This is a genomic window from Oceanobacillus sp. M60 (assembly GCF_053839645.1).
Genome location: NZ_JBSSNH010000003.1, coordinates 557,928 through 584,899 on the forward strand (window position 1 = coordinate 557,928; position 26,972 = coordinate 584,899).

Genomic DNA, 26,972 nt, shown 5'->3' on the forward strand with positions numbered 1-26,972 from the left:
TGGTAGCATCGGCCTTCTCCTTTTTTGAACAAGCCGTCTTCAAAGTGGGAAGGGGAGGTAGAAAAATATTCGAAATCTGCAGAGTGTGGGTAAATATTTTTGGAGGCATTATGGGGAAGTGGATGTGTTTGGACTAGCAGCTCAGCTTGCTTACTTCTTTATTTTGTCTTTATTCCCTTTTTTAATCTTCTTACTTAATTTGATTCCGTATTTGCCAATTGATATGGATTTAATTTTAGAAACAATTGGTGATTTTGCACCGGAACAGGTGATGGGGCTGATTACAACAAATCTGCAATCATTAACTGTTCAAAACAGCGGACTGCTTTCCATCAGTATTATTGGAACATTATGGGCAGCATCCAACGGGGTCAATGCAATTACAAGAGCATTTAATTACGCTTACGGGATAAAAACAGACCGGTCATTTATCGTTTCACGGCTTGTGGCGATGGTACTTACTATAGGGATGGTTTTAATTATTATTTTAGCCTTACTGCTTCCGGTTTTCGGAAAAATGATTGGCACGTATCTCTTTTCATGGATTGGTTTTACAGAATCTTTTTTAGCAGCATGGGGAACCTTGCGCTGGGTTGTGTCTTCTTTTATCTTCTTTATTGTACTGCTCTTTTTGTATAAGCTGGCACCTAACCGGAGTCTCAAATTTTCACAGGTTGTCTGGGGCACTGCATTTGCAACGCTTGCGTGGCAGCTGGTTTCCTGGGGATTTTCCTTTTATGTACATAACCTGGGGAATTTTTCTGCTACCTATGGCAGCTTAGGTACTATCATTATTTTATTGATTTGGTTTTATTTATTTGGAATCATTATTATTATTGGCGGTATTTTTAATGCAGCCCTTCTAAATTGGAAAAGAGATTAATAAAGAAACGGTGAGTCAGCTTGCCGTTTCTTTTTTTAGGATAGGAAAGCATAAAAATGCTGAATATAGGGCTCTAACGGGTTTCATGGGGTGAGTAATCTTCAATGTTGTCAGGTTAATGCGACCGCTGCGACGGGTTATGGTTGGGTGAGTAATCGCAACCCCAGAAAAACACTACGCATTCCATGGGCCCCGAGCTCATCTCCTTTAAAGAAGACTTGCTGATTGGCAAGCCGACAGGCGCAGACAGAAGCAAAGTCGCACTTATGCCCTGCGGGTGAAAAGAAGACTTGCTGATTGGCAAGCCGACAGGCGCAGACAGAAGCAAAGTCGCACTTATGCCCCGCGGAAAGCGACTTCCCGCAGCGGACATCTCCCTGGCAAGAACACCGATGTTTTAAAGACCAAGCGGTATTCTTGGTTTTTAAAAGAATGAAATTAAAAAGCATGTGCCTTCGATTTATTTCTGTACTAATATAATAAATTGAAAAGCCTAAACAGGATACTAAAGTGTTTTCATACAAATCTTTCTTTGTTATACTTATTTTATGCAAAAAGTATAATACAGGGAGGGTTTCGAATGAGAAAGAACATATTTGTTTTTAGCTTTATTTTTCTAGCGACATTGTTGCTGGCTGCTTGCGGGTCTGCAGACCAGGAAGAGGGAACAGATGAACATTGGGAGAGCATACAGGAAAAAGGGGAAATTGTAGCAGGGACTTCTGGAACATTGATTGGTGCATCCTACTACGATGAAAATGATGAGTTGACAGGCTATACCGTAGAGATTATGAGAGAAATTGGGGAGCGCTTAGATTTAGAGGTATCATTTGAAATCATGGGAGCGGATGATTTAGCAACCGCAATCAATAGCGGCAGAATTGATGTAGGAGCAAATGATGCTACGATCACAGAAACCAATCAAGAAAAATTTGGATTTACGGATCCATATAAATATTCGTACATTGTCGCAGCAGTCAGAGAATCGGATAATTCAGGAATAGAAACATTGGAAGACTTAGAGGGTAAAAAAGCCGGCGGGGCAGCCTCGACTATCTACAGCCAAATTGCAGAACATTATGGAGCAGAAGTGGTAACCTATGGCAATGCTCCGAATGAAGCTTATCTAAGTGATATCAGTACAGCCAGAACGGATTTAGTATTAAACGATTATTATTTAACTAAATTTGGGGTAGCAGCATTTCCTGATTTTGATTTGCACTTGCACCCAACCTTAAAATTTAATCCGACGGAGCAGGCTCTTATGATGCCAAAAGAATCTACAACGCTTCAGGAGGAAATGAATGGTGCTTTAAATGATATGCGTGAAGACGGAACATTAAGTGAACTGGCCAAAGAATTTTACGAAGAAGATGCTTCACAAGAACCGGATGTAGAAGTCGAAATTGTAGAAGGTCTGGATTTTTAGAGGTTTAAAATGAATATAACCAATATTGATTTTGGCGGTTTTTTTGATGTTCAATTAGCTTGGGAGAGCCTGCCATTTGTTCTTGGCGGGCTGCCGATAACATTACTGATTTCCATCGGCAGTATGCTGATTGGACTTGTTTTGGGGCTGTTGTTAGCTTTGGCAAGAGGCTCTAAAAATATTTTCCTGAGATGGCCGGCCAGACTATATATATCCTTTATGCGGGGAACACCAATTATTGTTTTTTTATATATCCTCTATCTGGGTTTACCCTCTGCTGGAATTCAGCTTGTCGCTGTCCATGCGGCAATTATTGGATTAGGTCTGAATAGTGCCGCATATATTGCAGAAATCGACAGATCGGCATTAAATAGTGTGGAAAAAGGACAATGGGAGTCTTCACGGGCGTTGAATATGTCTTATTGGCTGACACTGCGTAAGATTATACTGCCCCAGGCTACACGAATTGCCATTCCGCCTTTAACAAACGTTTTTATGGATATTGTGAAGGCGACGTCTTTGACAGCAGTGATTACAGTGCCTGAGTTATTTCAAAAAGCGCAAATTGTCGCTGGAAGAGAATTTGATGCAATGACCATGTACGTGCTGGTGGCGCTTATTTATTGGCCGGTATGTATTTTAATCGGCATGCTGCAGGATCGTTTAGAGAAAAAATATAGTGTATTTGTAAAATAAGTGTATTGCATGAAATAACAGAATCTAACAAAAGGTAAAAAAGAGCATTCCGGTGTCTCTTTTTTTACATTGCTCCGCTTGCTTTATAATTTCCAAAAAGTCTCAAGGCTTCTCGTGTATAGTTTCCCTCCTTTCAGAAAAAATAAAACAAAAAGAAAGGAAGGTACGGGAATGAAAAAATGCAATCGTGCTTATTTTTTTACACTTCTTTTATGTTTAACCTGGCTTTTGATGCCGATCAGCAGCTTTGCTGAAGAAATAAAAGAAGGATTGAATATACCCAGCCATGTATTGGATATCTCAAAAGAAAACACATTTCCGAATTCAACAGAAGACCAGGAGATTATTGAACCAAGCAAGTTAACGAAAGAGTTGATCGAAGACGTCGGCATTCCAATCGAAAATCCGGAGCTGATTAAGATTTTGAATGAAAGCAGTATCAAACCATCTCCTATAGCAATTGGATATCGCGGTATGGTTTATCTGGGAAGGTGGCCAATCAATTATCAATCTGCGGAATCAAATATTAATTGGGAATACCAGCATATCAATAAAAATGAAATGAATAATGTCGGCGGTGAGAAAGCCCAGGAGATGAGCTATTATCAGCAGGAAGAAAAAGAAATAAATGGCGCCCTGACCAGTAAAATAAGTAATCCGGAACAAATAAAAACGATGATGCTGTTAAAAGCCAGCGAAAATACAAAGCTTCCTCTTTCGTATCAGGCCGTTATCGGTCATAATACAAAATTAACTAATTCGTATAATATCCCAATGGAAAAGCATGGAATACTGGATGCTTATGCGCCGGCCGTTAATGAGAAAGGGCAGGTGACATTCGGGGAAGTATATATTGAATTAAAAGGATCCAATAAAACCATTCAAATTAAGAATGTAACTAAGCAAGGAATAGGAGCTTGGATCCCTGTACAGGATTATTTATCTTTCTCCTTTAAAGTGAAATAAACGTCAAGGGATTGTCGAAAAGACAGTCCTTTTTACATACTCAGCAAAAATATATTGCAATTTAATCTTTATTGCTTTATTATGGTAAAGTATTAAAGAGAAATGTGATGATTATTGGGGGAAGAAAAATGGAATGGGTTGTTCTTTCAGCAGTCCTATTAATGACTGTTTTATGTTTATTAAAGGTTAATGTTATTTTATCTATTTTAATTTCAACAATTGCTGCCGGGTTAATGTCCGGGTTAGGATTTGCAGATTCTGTTGAATTGCTGGTAGCTGGTATGGGGAACTCTGCAAATACAGCATTAAGCTATATATTGTTAGGAGCTTTTGCAGTGGCTATCAGTTATACAGGGATTACAAAAATTTTAGTGAATTTTATTATTCGTGTATTAACAGGGAAGAAAACAATGATGCTCTTTGCATTAGCTGGTGTTGCGTGTTTATCACAAAATGCGGTGCCGGTTCATATCGCTTTTATTCCTATATTGATTCCTCCCCTGTTAAAAGTATTTGATCAAATGCGGATGGATCGCCGGGCTGTAGCATTGGCTCTGACATTTGGTTTGAAAGCACCTTATGTGATGATTCCGGCCGGTTTTGGTTTACTTTTCCAAAGATTGATTTTGGATGGCCTAAACTCCAATGGGGGAGAAATTACTTTATATGAAGTAACCTTATCTATGCTTATTCCCGGTTCTGGAATGATTGTTGGACTTTTAATCGGTATTCTATTTACTTATAGAAAAGATAAAGCATCTAAAGATTCAATGAAGGAAGAAAAAATAAAAACAGAAGATCTGGTCGAAGAAATCACTTTCGGCAAACAGCATGTAATGACGATTATTGCTATTATATCGGCACTTATCGTTCAAATTATAACGCAAGATTTGATTCTGGGAGCATTGACTGGGATTATTGCTATGTTCGTTCTGGTAGCATTGCCATTTAAAAAACTGGATTCTGTGATGGCAGGAGGAATCTCCATGATGGGGATGATTTCTTTTATCATTTTTGCAGCTGCCGGTTTTGCAAATGTTTTACAGGAAACAGGAGCTGTATCGGAATTAGTGGAGGTATCTGTTTCTGCATTAGGAAATAATAAGCCGTTAATTGCATTTGTTCTGTTACTGCTGGGTCTGGTTATTACGATTGGTATCGGGACATCATTCGGAACAATCCCGATTGTTGCTGCTCTATTTGTTCCTATCTGTTTGGCAACTGGCTTTTCGCCTTTAGCAACAGCAGCTTTAGTCGGTACAGCCGGAGCATTGGGAGATGCCGGTTCGCCAGCTTCAGACAGTACGCTTGGACCAACTTCCGGACTCAATGCGGACGGAAAACATGACCATATTTGGGATACATGCGTGCCAACCTTCATCCATTATAATATTCCCTTATTTATTTTCGGATGGATTGCTGCAATGGTTCTTTAAAAAGTGAATAAAATGAAGTTATAAAGGAAAAGGTAAGAGAAAAAAGTAGGTGAACTTGAAATGAAAAGAACAATCACTTTGCTGCTTTCACTTGCCTTTTTCTTATGCGTATTTCCAATGAATACCGGCTGCGCATACGGATGGGGATATCAAAAGAACTCCAATCATACACCGCCTCAAATTGGCTCTTATCAGGAGGTATTGGATAAATACAATGCTTTTTATGTGGACGATTCCGGTGATAAAAACCTTTATCTGACATTTGATAATGGCTATGAGCAAGGGTTTACGCCGGAAATATTAGATGTATTAAAGCAGGAAGAGGTTCCTGCCGCTTTTTTTGTGACAGGGCATTATGTAGAGAGTGAGCCTGAACTGGTCAAAAGGATGGTCGATGAAGGACATATTATTGGCAACCATTCCTATCACCATCCGGACTTTACCGTGATGGATAAGGAAGCCATTAACAAAGAACTGCAGGATTTAGAGCAGGCCGTTGCAGAGGTCAGTGATCAGGATGAATTAATTTATGTCAGGCCGCCCCGGGGAACCTTTAGTACAGATACATTAAAATGGTCAACAGAGCTAGGGCTTGTCCATGTATTTTGGTCATTAGCCTTTAAAGATTGGGAAACCAACTCACAAAAAGGTGCAGATTATGCTTACGATGAAATTATGAAGCAGATACATCCAGGAGCCATTATCTTACTTCACGCAGTTTCCAGTGATAATGCAACCGCTTTGGAAAAAGTCATTCAGGATTTAAAGAAAGAAGGGTACCAATTTAAAAGTTTAGACGATTTATGGCTAAGCAAGCAATTGCCAAAACAGTTTCCTTATTAAGTTGAACTGTCCTTATATAGAAGAAACGGATGAAAGTCAGAAGAAACAATTCTGATAAACCGTTACGCTTCTAAAAGGACAGTTTTTTTGATATACTTCAAAAACAAATCATCCTTATGGAAAAGAAAAAGTCTTCTTTTTATAAGAAATTTGTGTGTGTTGACCTCTTTGGCCAAAAATCAGACGAATATATAAGCTGTTAAATCTCTTGCGGGCTAAGGGGTTAGCCTATATGTAAACTAGCATAAAAGATAAAGGTCAAAAAAAAGTAAAAAAATTTGACTAAAACACTTGAAAGTCAAAGAAGGTCAGAGTATAATGTAAATATAGTCAAAGATAGTCAAAGTCAAAACAACGAATAAATAGGCTATCTGACTAAGTTATAAGGAGGAATGAGAAATGAAATGTCAAAACTGTGGACAAAATGAGGCAACGATTAATGCACAAATGCAAATGAATGGACAGCGTATGGAAGTGCATCTTTGCCATGAATGTTTACAAGAAATACAAGGAAATATGATGAACAGCGACTTTTTCTCTAATTCTCCATTTGGCAATATGGATCAATCATTTGCCAACAACTTTTTCCAAGGAAATCAGCAAAGTGGTGCAAACGCACGCACGAGAACACAACAAAAATCAAACAATGGAAATGGCTTGATTGATCAGTTAGCAAAAAATATTACTGATCAAGCACGAGCAGGAAAGATTGATCCTGTCATTGGCAGAGATAAAGAAATTAAACGAGTTATCGAAACATTAAATAGAAGAAATAAAAACAATCCGGTATTAATCGGTGAACCAGGTGTTGGTAAAACAGCGATAGCAGAGGGACTGGCTGTAAATATTGTAGAAGGAAATGTTCCTGCTAAATTAATGAACAAGGAAATCTACTTGCTGGATGTCGCTTCTTTAGTCGCAAACACTGGTATCCGCGGTCAATTTGAAGAGCGGATGAATAAATTGATTGCTGAGCTGCAAGAGCGTAACGACGTGATTGTATTTATCGATGAAATCCATTTGCTTGTTGGAGCAGGTACTGCAGAAAGCTCACAAATGGATGCAGGCAATATCTTGAAGCCAGCTCTTGCACGCGGTGACCTGCAAGTAATTGGCGCAACAACATTGAAAGAATATCGCCAGATTGAAAAGGATGCGGCGCTGGAAAGACGTCTGCAGCCGATTATCGTAAAAGAACCATCCTTAGAGGATGCAGTGAAAATATTAAAAGGTATCAAGGACCGTTATGAAAAATTCCATGAAGTCCGCTATTCTGATGAAGTCGTTGAAGCATTTGTCGGTTTATCCAACCGGTATATCCAAGACCGCTTCCTGCCGGATAAAGCAATTGACTTAATGGATGAGGTCGGTTCCAGATTAAATCTTGCTAACGCTCAGAAAGATTCTGATTCCTTGCAAGAGCGCTTAGATGAAGTAGTGAAACAAAAACAGGAAGCAGCCGAAAAAGAAGAATATGAGCGTGCTGCAAATCTCCGTTATCAAGAAATCCAATTACAAAAACAATTGGAAAAAGTTGAAGACGGCGAGAAAACACTGGATGTAGACGTTTCTGATATTCAATTAATTGTAGAAGAAAAAACAGGTATACCTGTAACGAAAATGCAAAAAGATGAAAAAGAAAAAATGAAAAACTTAGCTGACGATCTTCGTTCCAAAGTTATCGGACAGGAAGAAGCAGTAGAGAAAGTTGCGAAATCCATCCGCCGCAGCCGTGCCGGATTAAAAGCAAAAGAGCGTCCAATCGGTTCCTTCCTATTTGTCGGTCCTACCGGTGTTGGTAAGACAGAGTTGACGAAGGTACTGGCTGAGCAAATGTTTGGTACGAGAGATGCGCTGGTTCGTCTGGATATGAGTGAGTATATGGAAAAACACGCGGTGTCTAAAATTATCGGTTCACCGCCAGGATATGTCGGTCATGAAGAAGCTGGACAGCTGACCGAACGCATCCGCAGAAACCCATATTCTATTCTGTTGCTGGACGAAATTGAAAAAGCACATCCAGATGTGCAAAATACGTTCCTGCAAATCATGGAGGACGGTCATTTAACCGATTCTCACGGCAGAAGAGTAAGCTTTAAGGATACGGTTATCATTATGACAAGTAATGCTGGAACTGGTGAGAAAAAAGTAAGTGTCGGGTTTAATGCGAAAACACATGAATCTGTTGCGACAATGGAAAACTTAAGCACCTATTTCAAACCTGAATTCTTGAACCGTTTCGATGCGATTGTAAACTTCAATGAATTAAAAGAAAAAGATTTACTGCAAATTGTAGACCTTATGCTGCATGATTTAGAAGCAACCATGAAGGAAAATAAAATTACCATCACTATCTCTGATGCAGCAAAAGAACGTCTTGTTCAATTAGGATATGATGCACGCTTTGGCGCACGTCCATTACGTCGTGTTATCCAGGATAAAGTAGAGGATCAATTAACAGATTTGATTCTTGAAGGAGAAGATATAACAGACATTCATGTGGATGTTGAAGACGAAGAAATTGTTGTTTCCAATGCATCTTAATATAAGGTGAAATGGTATTAGGCATATCAAATAAAATAAAGCATAAAATAGATCAGCTGACTCATTGATTGCGTTAGCTGGTCTTTTTTTATGTATAACTCACTTTCCCACCTAAGAATACATATATATCTTGCTATTTCAGGGTGAACATGTTCTCCAGTAGCATGCTTGCTTTTGGCTACATATCCGGCCATTTTGGAATTGTTGATTGTGCATAGCTCCGCTCCGACCAACCACTCCGCTTTCCATAGGCACGGCTTCAGCTAACTTGAAAAGAAGACCGCTTTTCAAGTGAATCTTCAGCTCGCCCTGTTCCCATAGGAGTCTCCGTGGTTGGCCTCCGCTTAGTTAGGATTCTACAGCGAATATAAGAAATAACATCCTGTTGATTTGGATGAAATAGTATCTCTATCACTTGATGACACGATCATTACGTTATTTCAAATGGTTGGTTTAGCAGTTCGAATGATGACAGCATGAATAATTAACATCAAGAATAGCTTTCATGCACAAAAAGTAATCATTGCTGAACATTTTACCATGCACCATAAAAAATCTCTTCCATCTGAACTGTCTGAACAATCTTTTGTTTGTTCAGCTATTTCACGTATAGAACACCTTACTGGCGGAGGCGGACCGTTTTGACTCCTGAGGGATCAGCACCATCTGAAGATCCACTTTTGCCAAGCGATCTTCTTGGCAAAAGTTAGCTGAAGAGCGTGCCCCTAGGAAAGCAAAACGGTCCGCCGCAGCGGTATTTTACACTACACCTCTTATTACTTTATTAAGGGAGTTGCCAAAGAAAAAATCAACTCCTATTTCTACGGAAAGGAAGTTAACTTTTTAAGATGCGAAAGTTGAGTGTATAATATTTCGAGAAAAATTAACCTCCTGCTTTAAAGCTGACGATCCCGCTGTATAAAAGAATTAAAATGTGTAAGAAAGTAAGGTTTTTTTGTGCAATATATGGTATAAAAAGAATAAGGACCAGTTTTTGAAAATCAAAGCAATAGAATCGTTTATCACCAGATAGCATCTGTATAAAAAGCAAAAAGATGTTTTCAAACTCGCTTTAACCGCAATGGAAGTTTTTCTAATATTATGTATACGATAAAAACGGATGGAGATGAAAGCGTGAAGATTTGTATCATTGATGATGAACCATTGGCGTTGCAGTATTTGGATTTTCTCTTAAATAAAATAGCAGGAGTACAGGTTACCGGTAAATTTAACAATGCGACAGAGTTAATAAATCATGTTCAAACGGAGGATGTAGATGCCGTATTGATGGATATTCATATGCCTGATATACAAGGAATCGATTTAGCTGAACAGCTGTTAAATATCAAGCCCGTTCTAAATATTGCTTTTGTCACAGCCTATAATGAGTATGCAGTCAGAGCATTTGAACTGAATGCGTTAGATTATATTTTGAAGCCGGTACAGTTAGAAAGGCTGCAATTGACCATTGAACGCATCAAAGAGAAGGATGAAATATTACATAAAACCCCGCTAAAGGCAGCGTATCATATCAAAAACCTGGGTGCAGTTCGATTTTATAAGGAAGAGAGCCCGATAGAAGTAAAGTGGAGAACGTCGAAAGCAAAGGAGCTATTTTTTTATTTTCTTCAAAACCATAGAAATACCATTCGAAAGGAAGAATTGATAGATTTCATGTGGGCGCACCTCTCCTGGGAAAAGGCCAATTCACAATTGTATTCCACCGTGTATCAAATAAGAAAGGTAATTCAGCAAATGGGATTCCCGATTAAGATAGTCAGTCAGGAGGAATCTTATGAAATAACTTTAGGAGAAGAAGTGGATATTCAATCTATTGGCTGGAAACAAGCAGCATGGAGAGCCTTGCAGGAGAATGATATATCAGTTAAAGCACATATGAAATTATTAGAAACATATCAAGGGGATTATCTGCAAGGGATAGAATCGGATTGGATTTTGGAAGAAAGAAAGGAGATAAGGAACATTTGGCTGCAGATCGTAGATAATCTGATAAAGGATACTCTTCAAAATAAGTCTCCTTCATCTCGTAAGATTTCTCAAATAAGTGCACTGGTAAGCTTTGACGAAGAAGCTCGAATATTAGTAAATGAAAAACTATAGCATTAGAAAATGGAACTGGAAGAGTGGAGAAGAATGAAAAAAAATGCGATTCAGCTGACAGTTATTTTGCTTGTTTTTATGCTTTGTTTATCTGCTTTCCGTTTGATTTGGACGGGGCTTTTTCAAGAGGAGGTACAGCCCGATATTCAAAATGGGATGCTTGATATCCAAACTTGGGATCCGGGAGAGGAAGAAACACTGGTTTTAGATGGAGAGTGGGAGTTTTACCCTTCCCGCTTTATTATGGAGGAGAGCTCGGTGCAGGGGGAATCAGATATTATAGAAGTCCCCAGAGGATGGAATGATATACTAGGTTCTTCCTATGGATATGGCAGCTACCGACTGCAAATAAAAGTGAATCGTGATGCAGAACAAAATTATGGATTATACATACCAAGTATTCGCAGTTCATCGGAGATCTATGTTAACGGAAGGAAACTGGCATCATCGGGGGAGATAGCTGCAGAAGAAGAACAATATACTGCAAAAAATTTACCGCAGAGAGTCGTTTTTACAGCAGATGAAGAAGGTATTATCGATATCGTTATTCAAGCAGCCAACTATAAAGATATCAGAAGCAGCGGTATTATTCGTTCTGTGAGATTTGGGACAGAGCAGGCTATCTCAAGCGGAACGCAGCTGTCCAGTTATTTTCAAATCAGCATCATTGTTATCTTTTTAATTCATGCAGTATATACCTTCATTTTATATCTGATAGGAAATCGGGATAAGTATCTATTGTATTTTTCTATGTTGATGTTCTGCATGATTATGACATCTCTTTTAAGTAATGGAGATAAACTGATTCACCAGTTTTTCAATATACCTTATGATTTCGATTTTCGCATAGCGAATACCTTGCTTCTGCTGGGGTGTTATGCTTTGCTGCAATGTACCAATCATCTGGAGCTGCCATATTGGAAAAGGATATTTCCTTTTTATAAATGGAGTATATTTACCATGATGGGAATAACCTTATTTTTATCCATACCGCAGATTCTATTTTTATTTCCTGTTTATTATCTATTTGCTTTTATAGTTATTATCGTTACATTTTGCTCTATAGTCCGGCTGTATAGACAGAATCCTGCAACGAATATGTTCCTTGTACTTAGTTTTTTTGCTGTCGTTCATCATTATATATGGGATTTAACATGGAGGGAACAAAGTGTTTATTTAACGTTTTATCCATTTGATCTGATTGTTGCGGTCGTATGCTATATCATTGTCTGGTTTAAAGGGTATTTTCAAATGCATGAAGAAACAAAAGAATTGGCGTCCAGCTTACAGCGGATGAATCAAGAAAAAGATCAATTTCTGGCGAATACTTCTCATGAGTTCCGCAATCCTTTAAATAGTATCATGCTGCTTTCTAAGGCTGTCATGGATAGGGAAGAAGCAGTATTGTCAACGCGGAGTGTAAGTGAACTTCATACGGTATTGAACGTCGGAAAGCGAATGAACCTTTTATTAACAGATTTGCTGGAAGCGAGGAATTTAAATCGTACGAAACCGCGGTTGAACAAGCAGGCAGTTGCCCTGGAGCCTATTGCAACCGGCGTCCTGGACTTATTACAGCTTTCATCAGATATGAAGCAGCTGCAAATGGTCAATAAGATACCTAAGGAATTTCCAGCAGTTTATGCGGACGAAAATCGCGTAACGCAGATTTTATTTAATTTAGCAGGAAACGCTGTTAAATATACGAGTCAGGGAGAAGTCATTATATCCGCAGCAAAAAAAGAAAAGTATGCGGAAATCCATGTGATGGATACAGGTATTGGAATCAATGAAGAAATGCGAAAACGGTTGTTTCTTCCTTATGAACAGGATAATGCAACAAGTGGAATGCAGGAGGGCGGATTCGGGCTGGGATTAAGTATTACGAAACAGCTGGTTGAGCTTCATGGAGGAAGTATTTGGGTCTCCTCGAAAGAAGGGGAGGGAACAACTTTTACGTTTACTTTAGAATTAGCCTCTCCGCAATCAGCTGTACAGCTATCTAATCAGACGAAACAAACGGATGTCAAGTATCCGGAAAAGGCAGATGCTGAATTAACACGATTACATGACGGCCAGACTCCGGCAGTTTTACTGGTTGATGATAACCCGGCGAGTTTATTAGCATTAAACTCCATTTTATCAGAAGATGCATACGATACGATGACGGTGACCAGTGCGAAGCAAGCGCTCGAAGAACTGAAGAAGCGGGACTGGGACTTAGTCATTTCCGATATTATGATGCCGGAAATATCAGGCTATAAATTTACCGGCATGATTAGAGAACGTTATACCCTGACAGAACTCCCTGTCCTGCTGCTGACCGGAGGAAATGCTGATATTCAGGCGGCCTTCTTGGCCGGAGCAAATGATTATATTACCAAACCTGTGGAGCCAGTCGAGCTGAAAGCCCGGATGGACTCTTTAATCACAATGAAGCGTGTTGCTGAGCAGCAATTACAATTAGAAACCGCATGGCTGCAGGCTCAGATACAGCCGCATTTCTTGTTTAATACACTGAATTCGATTATGGCCTTGAGTGAGTGGGATGTAGAGGCAATGCGCAAGCTTCTCGATGAACTCAGCAATTTCTTGAGAAGTAAATTTCGGTTTCAGCAAATGAAGGATCTGATACCTTTAGAAGAAGAATTAAACATTGTTCGTTCTTATCTATTTATTGAGCAAGTCCGTTTTGGAGAAGCTTTGCAGGTAAAATGGAAGCTGGATGAACAGGAGGGAGTCAATGTACCTTTTCTATCCATCCAGCCATTAGTGGAGAATGCGGTTCAGCACGGAATTAGAAACAGACAGGGAAAAGGAACGGTGACCATAAGCTTTCAAAAAGATCCTGCTTGCTCCAAAGCAGTGATTACCGTAACAGATGACGGGGCAGGAATAGATGAAGCAGACATTCCTAACATTTTAAAAGGAGAATCGGATAGCGAATCAGGAGTAGGTGTATTAAACGTAGAAAAAAGATTGCATCAGCATTACGGGAAAGGATTAACCATTATCAGTTCTTTGAATAAGGGAACGAGCGTATCCTTTGAAATAGATATATAATATATTCAGTGTGGGGTATTCTGCCGCCTTCATTGAAATAGAAGTACCTGATAAGTAAGGTAATAGTAAAAAAGAGCTTCATTCGTCCGGAAAGAAAAGTATTCCTGTCGGATGAAGCTTTATTTACTCATCCTATCGTATGTTCGGATTTTGAAAAGTGGAAACAGCAATAAATAATTATTTATTCCATTTAATACCGATATAAAACTTCTATAAAAAGCAAGTTTATATCGCGTAATAGGATATTATTGAAATAACAGAAAATTTCATAATCATATTTTGAAAGCTGAAGCAGGGGAAAGACAACTGGAAGTATGGATGATAACGCAGGCGTTTGTATAGAATTTGTATAGAAAAAATCAGATAGCTACTATTTATCATCATGTATCCTTGAATATATATATCCTAGAAATACTAAAAGATAAATAATCAGGGGGAGATTCTATGCTTCAAATTGCTATTATTGATGACGAACCTTTGGCATTACAATATTTGGATTTACTGTTGCGTAAAATAGAAGGAGTGCATGTTTCAGGGAAATATATGAATCCAGAAGACTTGATTCAACATATTCAGACTGAACAAATAGACGCTGTATTTATAGATATACATATGCCTGCTATGAAAGGCACAGACTTAGCGGAACAGCTATTAAACATCAATCCTTCCTTACATATTGGTTTTGTTACGGCATATGATAATTATGCGATTAAAGCTTTTGAACTAAATGCAGTAGACTACATATTAAAGCCTGTAAAACAGGAACGTTTAGCTATAACTGTACAGCGGATAATTGAAAGAAAGATGACAGATCAGGATAAAGCAGTTGAAAACCGGACGACCGTCCTTAGGGATTTAGGAGCTTTGCAAATATACCAAGGGAATAAGCGGATTGATATAAAATGGAGAACGTCCAAAGCAAAAGAATTATTTGCTTATTTTATTCATCATCATGAAGATACTATCCGGAAAAGTGAATTGATTGATTTGCTGTGGAGTAACCTTCCCTGGGAGAAAGCGAATGCTCAGTTGTATACAACGGTATATCAGATTAGAAAGGTCATGCAGCAAATAGACGCACCTATTAAAATTATCAGTCAAAAAGAATTTTATCAAATTGATATCGATTATGATGTACAGATTCAGTCGCGAGAATTTAAGCTTGCAGCGTATGATTTATTAAAAAAAGAGAACATAAATACCGAGCAGTACTTCAAAGTACTGGACGCGTATCAAGACGAGTATTTAGCCGGCCTTGATTACCTTTGGGCTGTTAGCGAGAGAAAAATACTGAGAGATTTATGGCTGGAGCTTATCATTCGATTGTCAGCATATCTGCATCGTTATGAGAAATCGTCCTCCTACAATATTTCAAAATTAAAAGGTTTAACCGATTTTGATGCGGAAGCGGCAGAGATTGTAAAAGAAAAATCATGGATTTAGAGATATCCATGAAAAAGAGTTGATATAAATGAAGCGGGATACTATCCGATCGGGAATTTTTGTGATTCTCTGTATAATCAGTTTGTCAGTTTTGCGTCTAATTTGGGCAGGGTTATTTCAAGAAAATATAACTCCCGATATTCAAGAAGGAAAGCTTGATTTAAGCTCATGGGAAGTAGAAGAAGGGCAATCGATGCTGTTGGACGGGGAGTGGGAGTTTTATCCCTCGCATTTTTTGATGCAGGATGATGTCTTCTCTGCTGAAGTGCCGGAAACAATTCAAGTGCCCCACGGCTGGAAGAATAATCTGGGCTCTCCTTTTGGTTATGGGACTTATAGGCTGCAGGTAAGGGTACAGCCGGAGGATGACCGGAATTTTAAATTATACATACCAAACATCCGTACATCATCGGAAATCTATGTGAATGGACAGATAGTAGCGGAGACGGGTCGGTTGGCGGAAACAGAAGCTGCGTATGTTGCGGATATTATGCCTAAAACAGTGACTTTTTCAGCGGATGAAAATGGAAATATAGATCTTGTCATTCAGGCTGCCAATTTTATCGACAGCAGAGATGGCGGTATTTATCTCTCGCTTCGGTTTGGGACAGATGAAACGATTACGAGAGAAGTACAGCTCACAAACTATTCACAAGTTGTCATTGCAGCTATTCTGTTCATGCATACGGTATACACCTTGATTATTTATTTTATTGGGGGAAGAGATAGAAAAGTACTTTCTTTCTCGTTGCTGGCCTTTAGTTTATTTTCAGGTTTTTTGTTTTATACTGGTGAAAAATTGCTGCAGCAATTTTTTAATTTGAATTATGAATTAGAATTTTGGATGATCCATACGGTGTATTTAATCATTTTTTATGCATTGGTTCAATGTACCGATCATCAAAAGCTGCCTTATTGGAATAAAATCTTTCCATTTTTTCAATGGGGGATGGCAGTATTAGCTGTGGTCACTATCTTTTTGCCTATGCCGCAAATTTTAGCGCTTCGCCCCATATATAATATATTTGCTTTTTTTACTGTAGTTGTTACCAGCACTTCGATTATTCTGATGTTTAAGAATAATCCAAAGGCGAAAAATCTTATGCTCCTTGGGTTTATTGCAATTTCCAACCATGGGATATGGAATTATATATGGTCAGGAAAAAGTATTTATTTGACTTTTTATCCGTTTGATATGTTAATGGCAGTAACCTGCTATACGATTGTCTGGTTTCAGAGATATTTTCAAAAGCATAAGGAGACAAAAGATTTAGCGGAGAGATTGAAAAAAGTGAATGAGGAAAAAGATCAATTTCTGGCAAATACATCTCATGAATTCCGTAATCCTTTAAATAGTATATTATTGCTTTCCAAGGCGGTGCGGGACAGGGAAGAAACAAATTTGTCCAAACAGAGCATGACGGAATTGAATACCGTCTTGAACGTAGGGCAGCAAATGAATCTGCTGCTGGCAGATTTATTGGAAACTAGAAACTTACAGGTTAATAAACCAAGTTTAAATCGACAGGTGATTGCATTGAATCCGATTATCACAGGGATTATTGATGCATTGCGTTTTTCATCCGATTTAAAGAATGTGCCCATCGTCAATCTGATTTCTAAAGACTTTCCTCCGGTATATGCAGATGAAAATAGGGTGAAACAAATTTTGTTTAATCTGATAGGAAATGCTATTAAATTTACCCATCAAGGTTCAATCACAGTTTCTGCTTCTATCAAAGAATATGACGCAGAAATTCAAGTAACAGATACAGGCATCGGAATCAGCGAGGAGATTCAAAAGCGCATTTTTCAGCCTTATGAACAGGGGCACCCGGAAAATAAAATGTCAGAAGGCGGTTTTGGATTAGGAATAAATATTACGAAACAGTTAGTAGAACTTCATGGCGGGAAAATCCAAGTTTCTTCTAAAAAAGGAGAAAAGACAACCTTTACATTCACGTTAGCACTGGCAAGGAAAGAAGCGGCAGCATTGGCCTTTGAAAGCACAGTAGAAAAGCCGGTGCCGAAAGAAGATAAGAAACAAACAGTACAGCCAAACAAAAAGAATGCTCAGATGCCATCTGTCCTGGTTGTCGATGATAATCCGTCAAGTTTGTTGGCTTTAAAGGCGATTATTCCCGATGATGCATATCAGCCGGTATTTGTTTCCTGCGCTAAACAGGCTGTGGAAAAAATGAAAAAGCGGGAGTGGGATCTCGTTATTTCAGATGTAATGATGCCGGAAATATCAGGATATGAGCTTACCAGAATAATTCGGGAACGCTTTTCTCTGACAGAATTGCCTGTCCTGCTGCTTACCGGAGGAACAACGGATATACAGGCAGCTTTTTTAGCCGGGGCAAATGATTATATCACCAAGCCTGTCGAACCGGTTGAACTGAAAGCACGTATGGATTCTTTGGTAACATTGAAGCGTGTTGCCGAGAAGCAGGTACAGATGGAGACCTCTTGGCTGCAGGCACAGATACAGCCGCATTTTTTATTTAATACATTGAATTCTATTATGGCGTTAAGCGAATTAGACGTAGAAGGAATGAGAAGACTCCTGAACGAATTAAGTAATTTATTGAGAAGTAAATTTCAATTTCAGCATATGAAAGAGCTGGTCCCCTTGAAGGAAGAATTAAATATCGTCCGCTCCTATTTGTATATTGAACAGGTACGCTTTGGCGAAGCTTTACAGGTGAAGTGGGATCTGGAAGATGAAGAGGAGATCTATGTTCCATTCCTTTCCATCCAGCCATTAGTGGAAAATGCGGTACAGCATGGTATTCGAAACAAACAGGGCAAAGGAACCGTCACCATCAGATGTATAAAAAATATCTCCCGAAACAAAGCAACGATTACGGTGGAGGATGATGGGGCAGGTATAGAAGAAGCGGAAATGCAAACCATTTTAAACAGAGAATCTGACAGTAAATCAAGTGTTGGGATTTTTAATGTGGATAAACGATTGCATCAGCATTTTGGGAAGGGGCTGCAGATAGTAAGCTTGAGGGAGCAAGGATTGAAAGTATTTTTTGAGGTGGACTTGCCTCCAACAGAATAAGATGTACATTCATGGAACCTTCCTTTTATTAAGTGTTTTATCTGCTTAATAGAAGGAAGGTATCTTTAGTTAGTTTCATACAGATATTGGTATATTTCTGGATTATCAGGCTGTATAGAATTTGTATATATACATACTATTTTCTGGGTATACTCCGTAAGTTATGATAAAAATGACTACAAAAGCTCATTTCTAATATAACGGGATAAATTGAAATTTTACTTCATGAATACTAGAAAAATGGTACGGATTAGAGGATGAGTGTGCAGTCAAATGAAACTTTAAAATGTTTCTGTCAGTTGAATAAGTTTAAGGTCAGAGCGTTTTTGTGAATAGCAATCATCTATTCATCTATTAGAACACGTTCTTTTATGCTTTTCAGCAGAATAGAAATCATTTTAAAGATACAGAGATATTAGGAGGTGTCGGTTTTCCGTATTCCAGCAGTGATTAAAAACTAAATAAAAAAGGAGGACTGGAATAATTGAAGAGAAGAGCAAAAAGAGCCAGTATATTTATGATTTTTCTTCTTGTTATGCAGTCCGTTGTAACAGGTATTGCACCTATACAAATGGCGTATGCAGAAGAAAACAAAAATGATACGTTCTTTGATTTTGAAAGCATTTCTGAAGGATCTTTTTCCGAGGAAGATGATGGTTGGCTTCTACATATAGACTGGTCGCTTGCAGACTATGATTTAGAAGATGTAAACCAGCCTGTAGATTTTAATTCTCCTGTAGCATTAATCGAACAGGAGGGCACAATATCTTCGGAAGGGGAAGAGGTGGAAATTGCCTCCTTTGAAACAACAGAAGATATAATTCGTGTCACGTTTAATGAATCGGCACTGGAGCATTCAGAAGCTGAGGGTACATTGAAGCTGCAATTGCCTTTAGAAGAGGAAGAAGAAGTTGTTGAAGGAGAAGAGACCACTGAGGAAGCTGTAGAAGAGGGGTCAACGGAAGAAGGGACCGGAGAAGCTGTAGAGGAAGAAGTGGCTGAAGAAGAAGGGACCGAGGAAGCTGTAGAGGAAGAAGCGGCTGAAGAAGAAGAAGGGACCGAGGAAGCTGTAGAGGAAGAAGCGGCTGAAGAAGAAGGAACCGAGGAAGCTGTAGAGGAAGAAGCGGCTGAAGAAGAAGGAACCGAAGAAGCTGTAGAGGAAGAAGAGGCTGAAGAAGAAGGGACCGAGGAAGCCGTAGAGGAAGAAGCGGCTGAAGAAGAAAATATTGCGCCTTCTGCTGCATCTGAGGTTGGACCTCAGGCTGAGTTAGGGAATATCTTTACCTTTGAGTGGTTTAGACTAGATGGTGAAAATGTTGAAGACGGTCATGAAGTTGATTTTGATGGAACTTATGAGGTTCAATATAGCTGGGAAACAGATGAAACCATTCAAGCTGGAGATACAGCATCTATGCCATTGCCAGATGTATTTCTACATTGGGTAAATACGCCAGATCAACCTATAATGGTAGAAGGTACCCAAGTAGGAACATTTACCATTAATGATGGTGAATTGATTTTTACATTCGATGAGAACATTGAGGATCAAAGTGTTCAAAATGGATACGTAGGTTTTCAATTAAATTTTGACCGAGAAATATTCACTGAGGAATGGGAGCAAGAGATTGATTTTGATGGCGATGGTGAAAGAGATTTAACTGTTCAAGTTACACCGACAGAAGTTAATACAGATTTAGATAAATCCGGTCGTACGGATAGCCCTGTCAATGCAAAAGAAGTTTATTGGACAGTTAATATTGTGAATGGTGCTGACGAGGCAATAGAGAATGGAATGCTGGCCGATGTTATTCCAAACGGTCTTGGCGAAGCACGTGATTTTGAAGTTAGAGAAATCACTATCGATGTGGATGGTAATGAAATCGTAGGAAATCCAATTGACGATTTTAACGCCCCAACTCTTACTGGCGATGGGTTTGAAATGACATTCGATTCTATCGATGGAAGAAGCGGGTATCAGGTCAATTATACAACGTCAATTGAAGATATTAATGTAGCACAGTTCACCAATGATGCGACATTTGTAAGTGATAATATTGACTTGGAAGCACAAGCAACCGTTTCTGGAGGTGAAAGAAGTAATCCGATCCAGAAAGAAGGAAATCGAGTTGATTCAGAATCGGGTGACCAGATTGAATGGACCATTATCGTTAATGAAAATGGTATGTCTATTGATGATGCCAGGGTTGAGGATCAATTACCAGACGGTTTAAAAATTGTTCCAGGATCTATTAATATCTCTTTAAATGGTGGAGATTCTGGTATCGAAGCTGATGACTTCCCAATCGAATTAGGTCAAGTAAGCCCAGATCAAACATATACAATCACTTACCTGACTGAAATTAATTGGTCAGAAGTTAATGAGGGTGAATACCAAGAGAATAATGGGTTCACAAATACAGCCATTCTTTTTGATGGTGATGAAGAATTGAACGATGATGACGCAACAGTTCAGTTCGATAGAGGCCCGATTCTTGAGAAAGTAGAAGCGGGCAACATTGATTATGAAAATCGTACAGTTACTTGGAAAGTTACTGTAAACAAAGCAAAACATCTATTGGGCGATGTTACCGTAACAGACCAATTGCCAGAGGGATTAACATTAACAAACATTACAATTACAGGTGAAAATGGTAATGAATTCCCTGGAGCGACTCATGATGAAGAAGATGGCTTATTAACAATTGATTTGCCAGATGTTGGTACGGAAACAATTACAATTGAATATACGACTAGTATTGATAATTTCAATAATGCGGATGCATTTACAAACACTGTAGGTATGGAAGGTGACGGTGTTGGTGAAGGTGGCGAAGATAGAGATGCTACAATCCGTCCACATGCAAATACGTATCAAAAGAGTTTTGATGGAATTAACTATAATGAGAAAACAATTAATTGGCGTTTAAATGTCGATCCTACGAGAGAAGACATCAATGAAGGTTTTACCATTACTGATACCTTCACAAATGATGGGCTAATCTTATTGCCAGGGACAGTTGAAATTACTCTTGGTAATGAAAATCTTGTTTCAGGAGAAGATTATACACTTGCTCCAATTGAGGGTGGATACCAAAATGGCTTTACAATTGTATTCAATCGGGAAATAGAAAAAGCAGAATTAGTAGTGAACTATACTACTTCTTATGACGAGCAATTTGTGGATGAAGACGGAAATTCATTGATTCCTCATTCTAATGAAGATGAAGCTGGTCTTTATAGAAACCACGCACATTTTGAAGGAACAACGGAAAATAATCGTGAAATTAACGAAGAAGACGATGCTAGCCAACGTGTAATAGAAAATGCTTGGAATAGTGGCTTTAAAGAAGGGAATCTTGTTGATTCAGATAGTTGGTCCGATGCATCTGATAGAAGAATCGCTTGGCAAGTGTACTTTAACTATCATCAGCATAATCTTGGGGAAAATGTTTCAGTTACTGATACATTAGGTTATGACGGAGAAATCATTGAAGACAGTATCACAGTATCTGTTTATGAAGTAGATGCAGGTGGTAATACAACAATTACTGATACTGAATTAACTCTTAATGATGATTATACTGTAGAAGTTGAGGGTAATGAACTTACTGTTAACTTTAATGGTGAAGTAACTGAAAGATATGTCATTCAGTTTGAAACAAGAGTTCCAGACATTTCAGAAGAAAATTATGTAAACCATGCGGAAGTAACAACTGAAGAAGGAGAATATCCTTATTCTTCATCTGTGCATTATGACAGATGGGATAACGTGTTGAATAAAGAAGTTCTGCCTGATGTAAGCGAAGTTTATATTGGTGAAGAACTTGAATGGAAAATCACTGCTAATGAAAGCCTTTCAAGAATAAGTGATGCAACACTTACAGATACAATTAGTGCTGGTCTGTCATTTGTAGAAGACAGCTTGACTATTGTTACAAGTAGTGGTGAAGAGATTGGTTATACGCTTGAAACAGAAACTACTGAAGATGGCCAAACAATTTTAAATATCTCTTTTGATGAAGATTTAACGGAAGCTCTAACAATCACTTATACCACTATCGTTATTGCCGAAAATGGGCAAACTGTTAATAATACAGTAGACCTTAAGGGGAAAGAAATTGAGACAGTAACGAGAGAAACAAACGAAATCTCAGCAAGACAATTTTCATGGGTTGGTGGAGAATTCCGAATAGATCGTGGAGCTATCCAACTTTCTAAAGTTGATTCAGCTACTGAAGAAGTAATCAAATCTTCAGGAGCAACTTTTGAATTATATCGAGTTGTAAATGAAGAGAGAGTATTAATGGGCGAATTTACTACTGAGAATGGTATTTTAGAAGTAGGAAACTTATTCTTAGGGACCTATATCTTGGTAGAAATTGAATCACCAAATGGCTACGTGTTATCCGATAAAGAAATCGAAATTAATGTAGATGAGCCGTATGGTGAAAATGAAATCGTTCATGAGGTTAATTTCGAAAACACCAAGGAAAAAATTAATGTAACAGGCACGAAAGAATGGCAAGGCGGCGAAAATCATCGCCCGGAATCCATTGAACTGCAATTATCCAGAGATGGAGAAGCAGTTGGAAATCCGGTAACCTTGGAAGACGGTGAAACAGAATATACATGGACGGACTTGGATAAAACTGATATCGAGGGTAATGAGTATAACTATACGGTCGATGAAGTAACTGTCCCAGAAAACTATGAAAAATCTGTTTCCGAAGATGGATTAACGATTACAAATGAATTCGTATCTCCAACTACTGAAATTCCAGTGGAGAAAGCTTGGGAGGATGCGAACAACCAGGATGGCAATCGTCCTGAATCCGTTGAAGTTGCATTATTTGCAAATGGTGAGGAGACTGATACGGAAAATATCACGCTAAGCAATGAAAATGAATGGCAAGGATCATTTACAGATTTACCGGAGCTGGATAATAGCGGAGATAAGATTACTTATACCGTTGTAGAAATAGACGTACCAGAGCAGTATGAGAGTGATATTGCCGGAGATGCAGAAAACGGATTTGTTATCACAAACAGCTATACACCAGGTACGGTAGATATCCCGGTAGAAAAAGTATGGGAAGATGCAAATAACCAGGATGGCGCCCGCCCAGACGGCATTACAGTACGTCTGTTTGCAGATGGCGAAGCAACACAGCGCTTCATCATTTTGAATGAAACTAATAATTGGGAATTTACGTTTGCCGGTTTAGATGAATACCAAAATGGAGAGCGGATTAACTATACTGTTGCAGAATCAAATGTGCCGGCTGGATACGAAAGTACTGTTAGTGGAAGTACTGAAAATGGCTATACCATCACAAACAGTTACTCGCCGGAAATGACGGATATTACAGTAGAAAAAGCATGGGAAGATGCCAATAACCAAGATGGAGCACGACCGGAAAGCATTACGGTTCATCTTTATGATGATCGTTCTAACGTTGTAGCAACGGAAGAAATAACAGCTGATGACGATGGAATTTGGTCACATGTTTTTGAGAACTTACCAAAATATCGTGATGGCGTAGAAATTGCGTACAGCGTGGCAGAGGATACAGTAGAAGATTATTCCACTTCTATTTCCAATAATGGTAATGGAACATTTACTGTAACGAATGAACATACGCCAGAGCAGACTTCTGTTACCGTCAATAAATTCTGGAATGATAAAAATGATCAAGACGGTCAGCGTCCAGACAGCATTCGCGTCCAATTGCTTGCAGACGGAGAAGCCTTAGGAAATGAGGTGCTCATTACAGCAGCAGATAATTGGTCCTACACATGGTCTGGTTTAGATGCGAATCGCGATGGCGGAGAACCGATTGATTATACAGTGAAGGAAGTCGATGTTCCAGCAGGATATGAGTCAGATATAAATGACGAAAATCACGGAGCAATTTCGATTACCAACAGCTATGAGCCGGAATTAATTGATATTCCAGTTTCAAAAGTATGGGATGACGGCAATAACCAAGATGGAAACAGACCAGAGAGTATTACGCTTCATGTCATCAATGGAAAGTCTGAAATTGTCCAGACAGCAGAAGTAACTGCAGATGAAAATGGCGAATGGTCTCATGTGTTTGAAGGATTACCGAAATTTGATAATGGGAAAGCAATCCAATACCGTATTACAGAAGATGCCATCGAAGGCTACGGGGCAACTGCTGTAAAACAAGCAGATGGATTTGTCATTACCAACAGCTACACGCCAGAACAAACATCCTTGACTGTTACGAAAGGATGGGATGACGGCAATAACCAAGATGGCGTCCGACCAGAACATGTAACCGTTCAATTATTCGCTGATGGAGAACCCGTTAACAAACCTGTTCGCTTATCATCAGAAAATGATTGGACGCATACTTGGACAGAATTAGATGTTTACCAAGACGGCGGTCAGGAAATCAACTATACGGCAGAAGAAACAAATGTCCCAGAAGGTTATGAGGAGCCAACTGTAGAAAAAGTTAATGGAAACGTGTTGATTACAAACAACCGTACACCAGATACAGTTGAAATTCCTGTTACCAAAGTATGGGATGATGCAGAGAATCAGGATGGGGTCCGCCCAGACAGCGTGACTGTAAATGTCATCAATGATGCATCGGAAATTGTTGGAACAGCTGAATTGAATGAAGAAAACGGTTGGACCCATACGTTTGAAGATTTGCCGAAAAATCGTAATGGAGAAGAAATTGGATATCGTGTGACGGAAGATTCCGTTGCGGAGTATTCAACCGAACTGGAAACCGGTGATGACGGCAGTGTGACTGTCACTAATGCTTACACGCCAGAACAAACATCGGTTACTGTTTCAAAAGGATGGAACGACAATGATAACCAAGACTGCATTCGCCCTGAACAGATTGAGGTTCAATTATATGCAGGGGAAAATGAAGTTGGCGATACGGTTATTCTGTCTGCAGAAAATGACTGGATGCATACATGGTCTGAACTGGATGCATACCAAAATGGCGGTGAAGAAATTAACTACACCGTAGAAGAAGTATCTGTGCCAGAAGGCTATGAAGTCTCTGTCAATGATGCCGACCATGGAAATATCCTGTTAACCAACCATCATGAACCGGCACAAACCAGTGTTCATGTTTCTAAAGCATGGGAGGATGCGGAAAACCAGGATGGCATTCGTCCGGCATCCATTACAGTGAATTTACTAGCTGATGGGGAAGAAATAGATTTCATCGAATTGAATGAATTAAATAACTGGCAATCAGATTTTACGGGCTTGGATAAATTTAAAAACGGCGAATTAATCGAGTATACGGTGGAAGAAGCAGCCGTTGACGGTTATGAGGCAGAAACAACTGGAAATGCGGAGGACGGCTACGTCATTACGAATACGCATGAGCCAGAGTTGATTGATTTAGAAGGAACGAAAATCTGGGATGACAATGATTATGTTGATCAACGCCCAGATTCCATCACTGTTAGTTTGTTAGCAGATGGAGAAGAAGTGGATTCAGCAGAAATCACTGCGGACACGGGTTGGACATTTGAGTTTACAAATATGCCTAAATTTGCAGCTGGAGCAGAGATTACCTATACAGTGGAAGAAGCAGCTGTTAACGGGTATGTAACGGATAATGTAGAAGGAAATGCGGCAGATGGATTCACTATCACTAATCGCCCGGCAAAAGTAAGTGTAGGGGATTATGTATGGATTGATGTGAACAAAGACGGCCTGCAAGACGAAACGGATATTCCGCTCCCAGGAGTCGTCTTAACGATTGAAGATAAAGACGGAAATCCAGTAACAGACGTCTACGGAAATCCAGTAGGACCAGTAACCACAGATGAAAATGGATATTATATCTTTGAAAATCTGCCAATCGATAAAACGTACATTGTACGAATTGATCGTGAAGCATCCGCAGAAGCCTTGGAAGGATATGTCCCAACTTTGGAAGAAGTGGGCAATGATAATTCAATTGACTCATCTATATGGTTTGCAATATCTCGACATTTAACAGAAGACGGAGAACATGATCCAACATTAGACTTTGGTTTTGTGAAAGCAGAATCAGAAGAGCCGACAGATCCTGAAACACCAGGAGAGCCGGGAGAAGAACCGACAGATCCTGAAACACCAGGAGAGCCGGGAGAAGAGTCGACAGATCCTGAGACTCCAGGAGAGCCGGGAGAAGAGTCGACAGATCCTGAAAACCCAGAAGAATCAGGGGAAGAAGCAACAGATTCTGGTGAATCAACCGCTGATGGAAAAGGCAAAACAGATGGAGATTCCGTTGAACAATCGGGAGACCCTAAAGTTGGAGAAGGTGCTGAGACCGATAAAGGTGATGATGGAGAAGCATTGCCAGGTACAGCAACATCCATGTTCAACTTATTGCTTATCAGCTTAGGATTACTGGTAGCCGGTGCAATTCTAATGATTGTATACCGAGTTCGTAATCGCTCCTCTCACTAGATAGAACGGAT

The 26,972-nt window shown here is 39.2% G+C and carries 12 protein-coding genes; all 12 read left to right on the top strand.

Going from position 1 to position 26,972, the window contains the following annotated elements; genetic code table 11:
* Positions 1-67: 67 nt before the first annotated feature.
* The 12 genes from ACW0TQ_RS10615 (at position 68) to ACW0TQ_RS10670 (ending at position 26,961) form a co-directional block, all read left to right on the top strand.
* Entirely contained in the window at positions 68-883 is an 816-nt protein-coding gene (locus tag ACW0TQ_RS10615) for a YihY/virulence factor BrkB family protein (RefSeq protein ID WP_042533403.1), read from the top strand.
* Between the two features lie 580 nt (positions 884-1,463).
* Positions 1,464-2,312: a transporter substrate-binding domain-containing protein gene (locus ACW0TQ_RS10620; RefSeq protein WP_042533405.1), complete on the top strand. Its 849-nt coding sequence runs from the start codon at positions 1,464-1,466 to the stop codon at positions 2,310-2,312.
* A 9-nt stretch (positions 2,313-2,321) separates the two neighbouring features.
* Complete coding sequence (locus ACW0TQ_RS10625) at positions 2,322-3,008, top strand: amino acid ABC transporter permease (RefSeq protein ID WP_042533407.1); 687 nt, start codon at positions 2,322-2,324, stop codon at positions 3,006-3,008.
* Positions 3,009-3,179: 171 nt separating this feature from the next.
* Positions 3,180-3,974 (top strand): YfkD family protein, encoded by a 795-nt coding sequence (locus ACW0TQ_RS10630; protein ID WP_379542156.1) that lies wholly within the window; start codon positions 3,180-3,182, stop codon positions 3,972-3,974.
* Positions 3,975-4,102: 128 nt separating this feature from the next.
* Positions 4,103-5,410 carry a Na+/H+ antiporter family protein gene (locus ACW0TQ_RS10635; RefSeq protein WP_042536167.1) on the top strand — a complete coding sequence of 436 codons (1,308 nt, stop codon included), beginning with the start codon at positions 4,103-4,105 and terminating at the stop codon, positions 5,408-5,410.
* A gap of 60 nt (positions 5,411-5,470) precedes the next feature.
* Positions 5,471-6,253 carry a delta-lactam-biosynthetic de-N-acetylase gene (pdaA, locus tag ACW0TQ_RS10640; protein ID WP_341172850.1) on the top strand — a complete coding sequence of 261 codons (783 nt, stop codon included), beginning with the start codon at positions 5,471-5,473 and terminating at the stop codon, positions 6,251-6,253.
* Between the two features lie 399 nt (positions 6,254-6,652).
* Positions 6,653-8,797 carry an ATP-dependent Clp protease ATP-binding subunit gene (locus ACW0TQ_RS10645; protein WP_455725638.1) on the top strand — a complete coding sequence of 715 codons (2,145 nt, stop codon included), beginning with the start codon at positions 6,653-6,655 and terminating at the stop codon, positions 8,795-8,797.
* A gap of 1,101 nt (positions 8,798-9,898) precedes the next feature.
* Complete coding sequence (locus ACW0TQ_RS10650) at positions 9,899-10,918, top strand: response regulator (protein WP_455725639.1); 1,020 nt, start codon at positions 9,899-9,901, stop codon at positions 10,916-10,918.
* Between the two features lie 33 nt (positions 10,919-10,951).
* Entirely contained in the window at positions 10,952-13,981 is a 3,030-nt protein-coding gene (locus tag ACW0TQ_RS10655; RefSeq protein WP_455725640.1) for a hybrid sensor histidine kinase/response regulator, read from the top strand.
* Between the two features lie 444 nt (positions 13,982-14,425).
* Positions 14,426-15,424, top strand: a complete 999-nt coding sequence (locus tag ACW0TQ_RS10660) for a response regulator (RefSeq protein WP_052485029.1) — start codon at positions 14,426-14,428, stop codon at positions 15,422-15,424.
* A 28-nt stretch (positions 15,425-15,452) separates the two neighbouring features.
* Entirely contained in the window at positions 15,453-18,497 is a 3,045-nt protein-coding gene (locus ACW0TQ_RS10665; RefSeq protein ID WP_455725641.1) for a hybrid sensor histidine kinase/response regulator, read from the top strand.
* 484 nt (positions 18,498-18,981) lie between these two features.
* On the top strand, positions 18,982-26,961 hold the full coding sequence (locus tag ACW0TQ_RS10670; RefSeq protein WP_455725642.1) for a Cna B-type domain-containing protein: 7,980 nt from the start codon (positions 18,982-18,984) through the stop codon (positions 26,959-26,961).
* The last annotated feature ends 11 nt before the right edge of the window (positions 26,962-26,972 follow it).

Bases quoted from the DNA above. Each gene is read 5' to 3' on its own strand.
- ACW0TQ_RS10620 (WP_042533405.1), top strand. From the start codon at position 1,464: ATGAGAAAGAACATATTTGTTTTTAGCTTTATTTTTCTAGCGACATTG.
- ACW0TQ_RS10625 (WP_042533407.1), top strand. From the start codon at position 2,322: ATGAATATAACCAATATTGATTTTGGCGGTTTTTTTGATGTTCAATTA.
- ACW0TQ_RS10630 (WP_379542156.1), top strand. From the start codon at position 3,180: ATGAAAAAATGCAATCGTGCTTATTTTTTTACACTTCTTTTATGTTTA.
- ACW0TQ_RS10635 (WP_042536167.1), top strand. From the start codon at position 4,103: ATGGAATGGGTTGTTCTTTCAGCAGTCCTATTAATGACTGTTTTATGT.
- pdaA (WP_341172850.1), top strand. From the start codon at position 5,471: ATGAAAAGAACAATCACTTTGCTGCTTTCACTTGCCTTTTTCTTATGC.
- ACW0TQ_RS10645 (WP_455725638.1), top strand. From the start codon at position 6,653: ATGAAATGTCAAAACTGTGGACAAAATGAGGCAACGATTAATGCACAA.
- ACW0TQ_RS10650 (WP_455725639.1), top strand. From the start codon at position 9,899: ATGTATACGATAAAAACGGATGGAGATGAAAGCGTGAAGATTTGTATC.
- ACW0TQ_RS10655 (WP_455725640.1), top strand. From the start codon at position 10,952: ATGAAAAAAAATGCGATTCAGCTGACAGTTATTTTGCTTGTTTTTATG.
- ACW0TQ_RS10660 (WP_052485029.1), top strand. From the start codon at position 14,426: ATGCTTCAAATTGCTATTATTGATGACGAACCTTTGGCATTACAATAT.
- ACW0TQ_RS10665 (WP_455725641.1), top strand. From the start codon at position 15,453: ATGAAGCGGGATACTATCCGATCGGGAATTTTTGTGATTCTCTGTATA.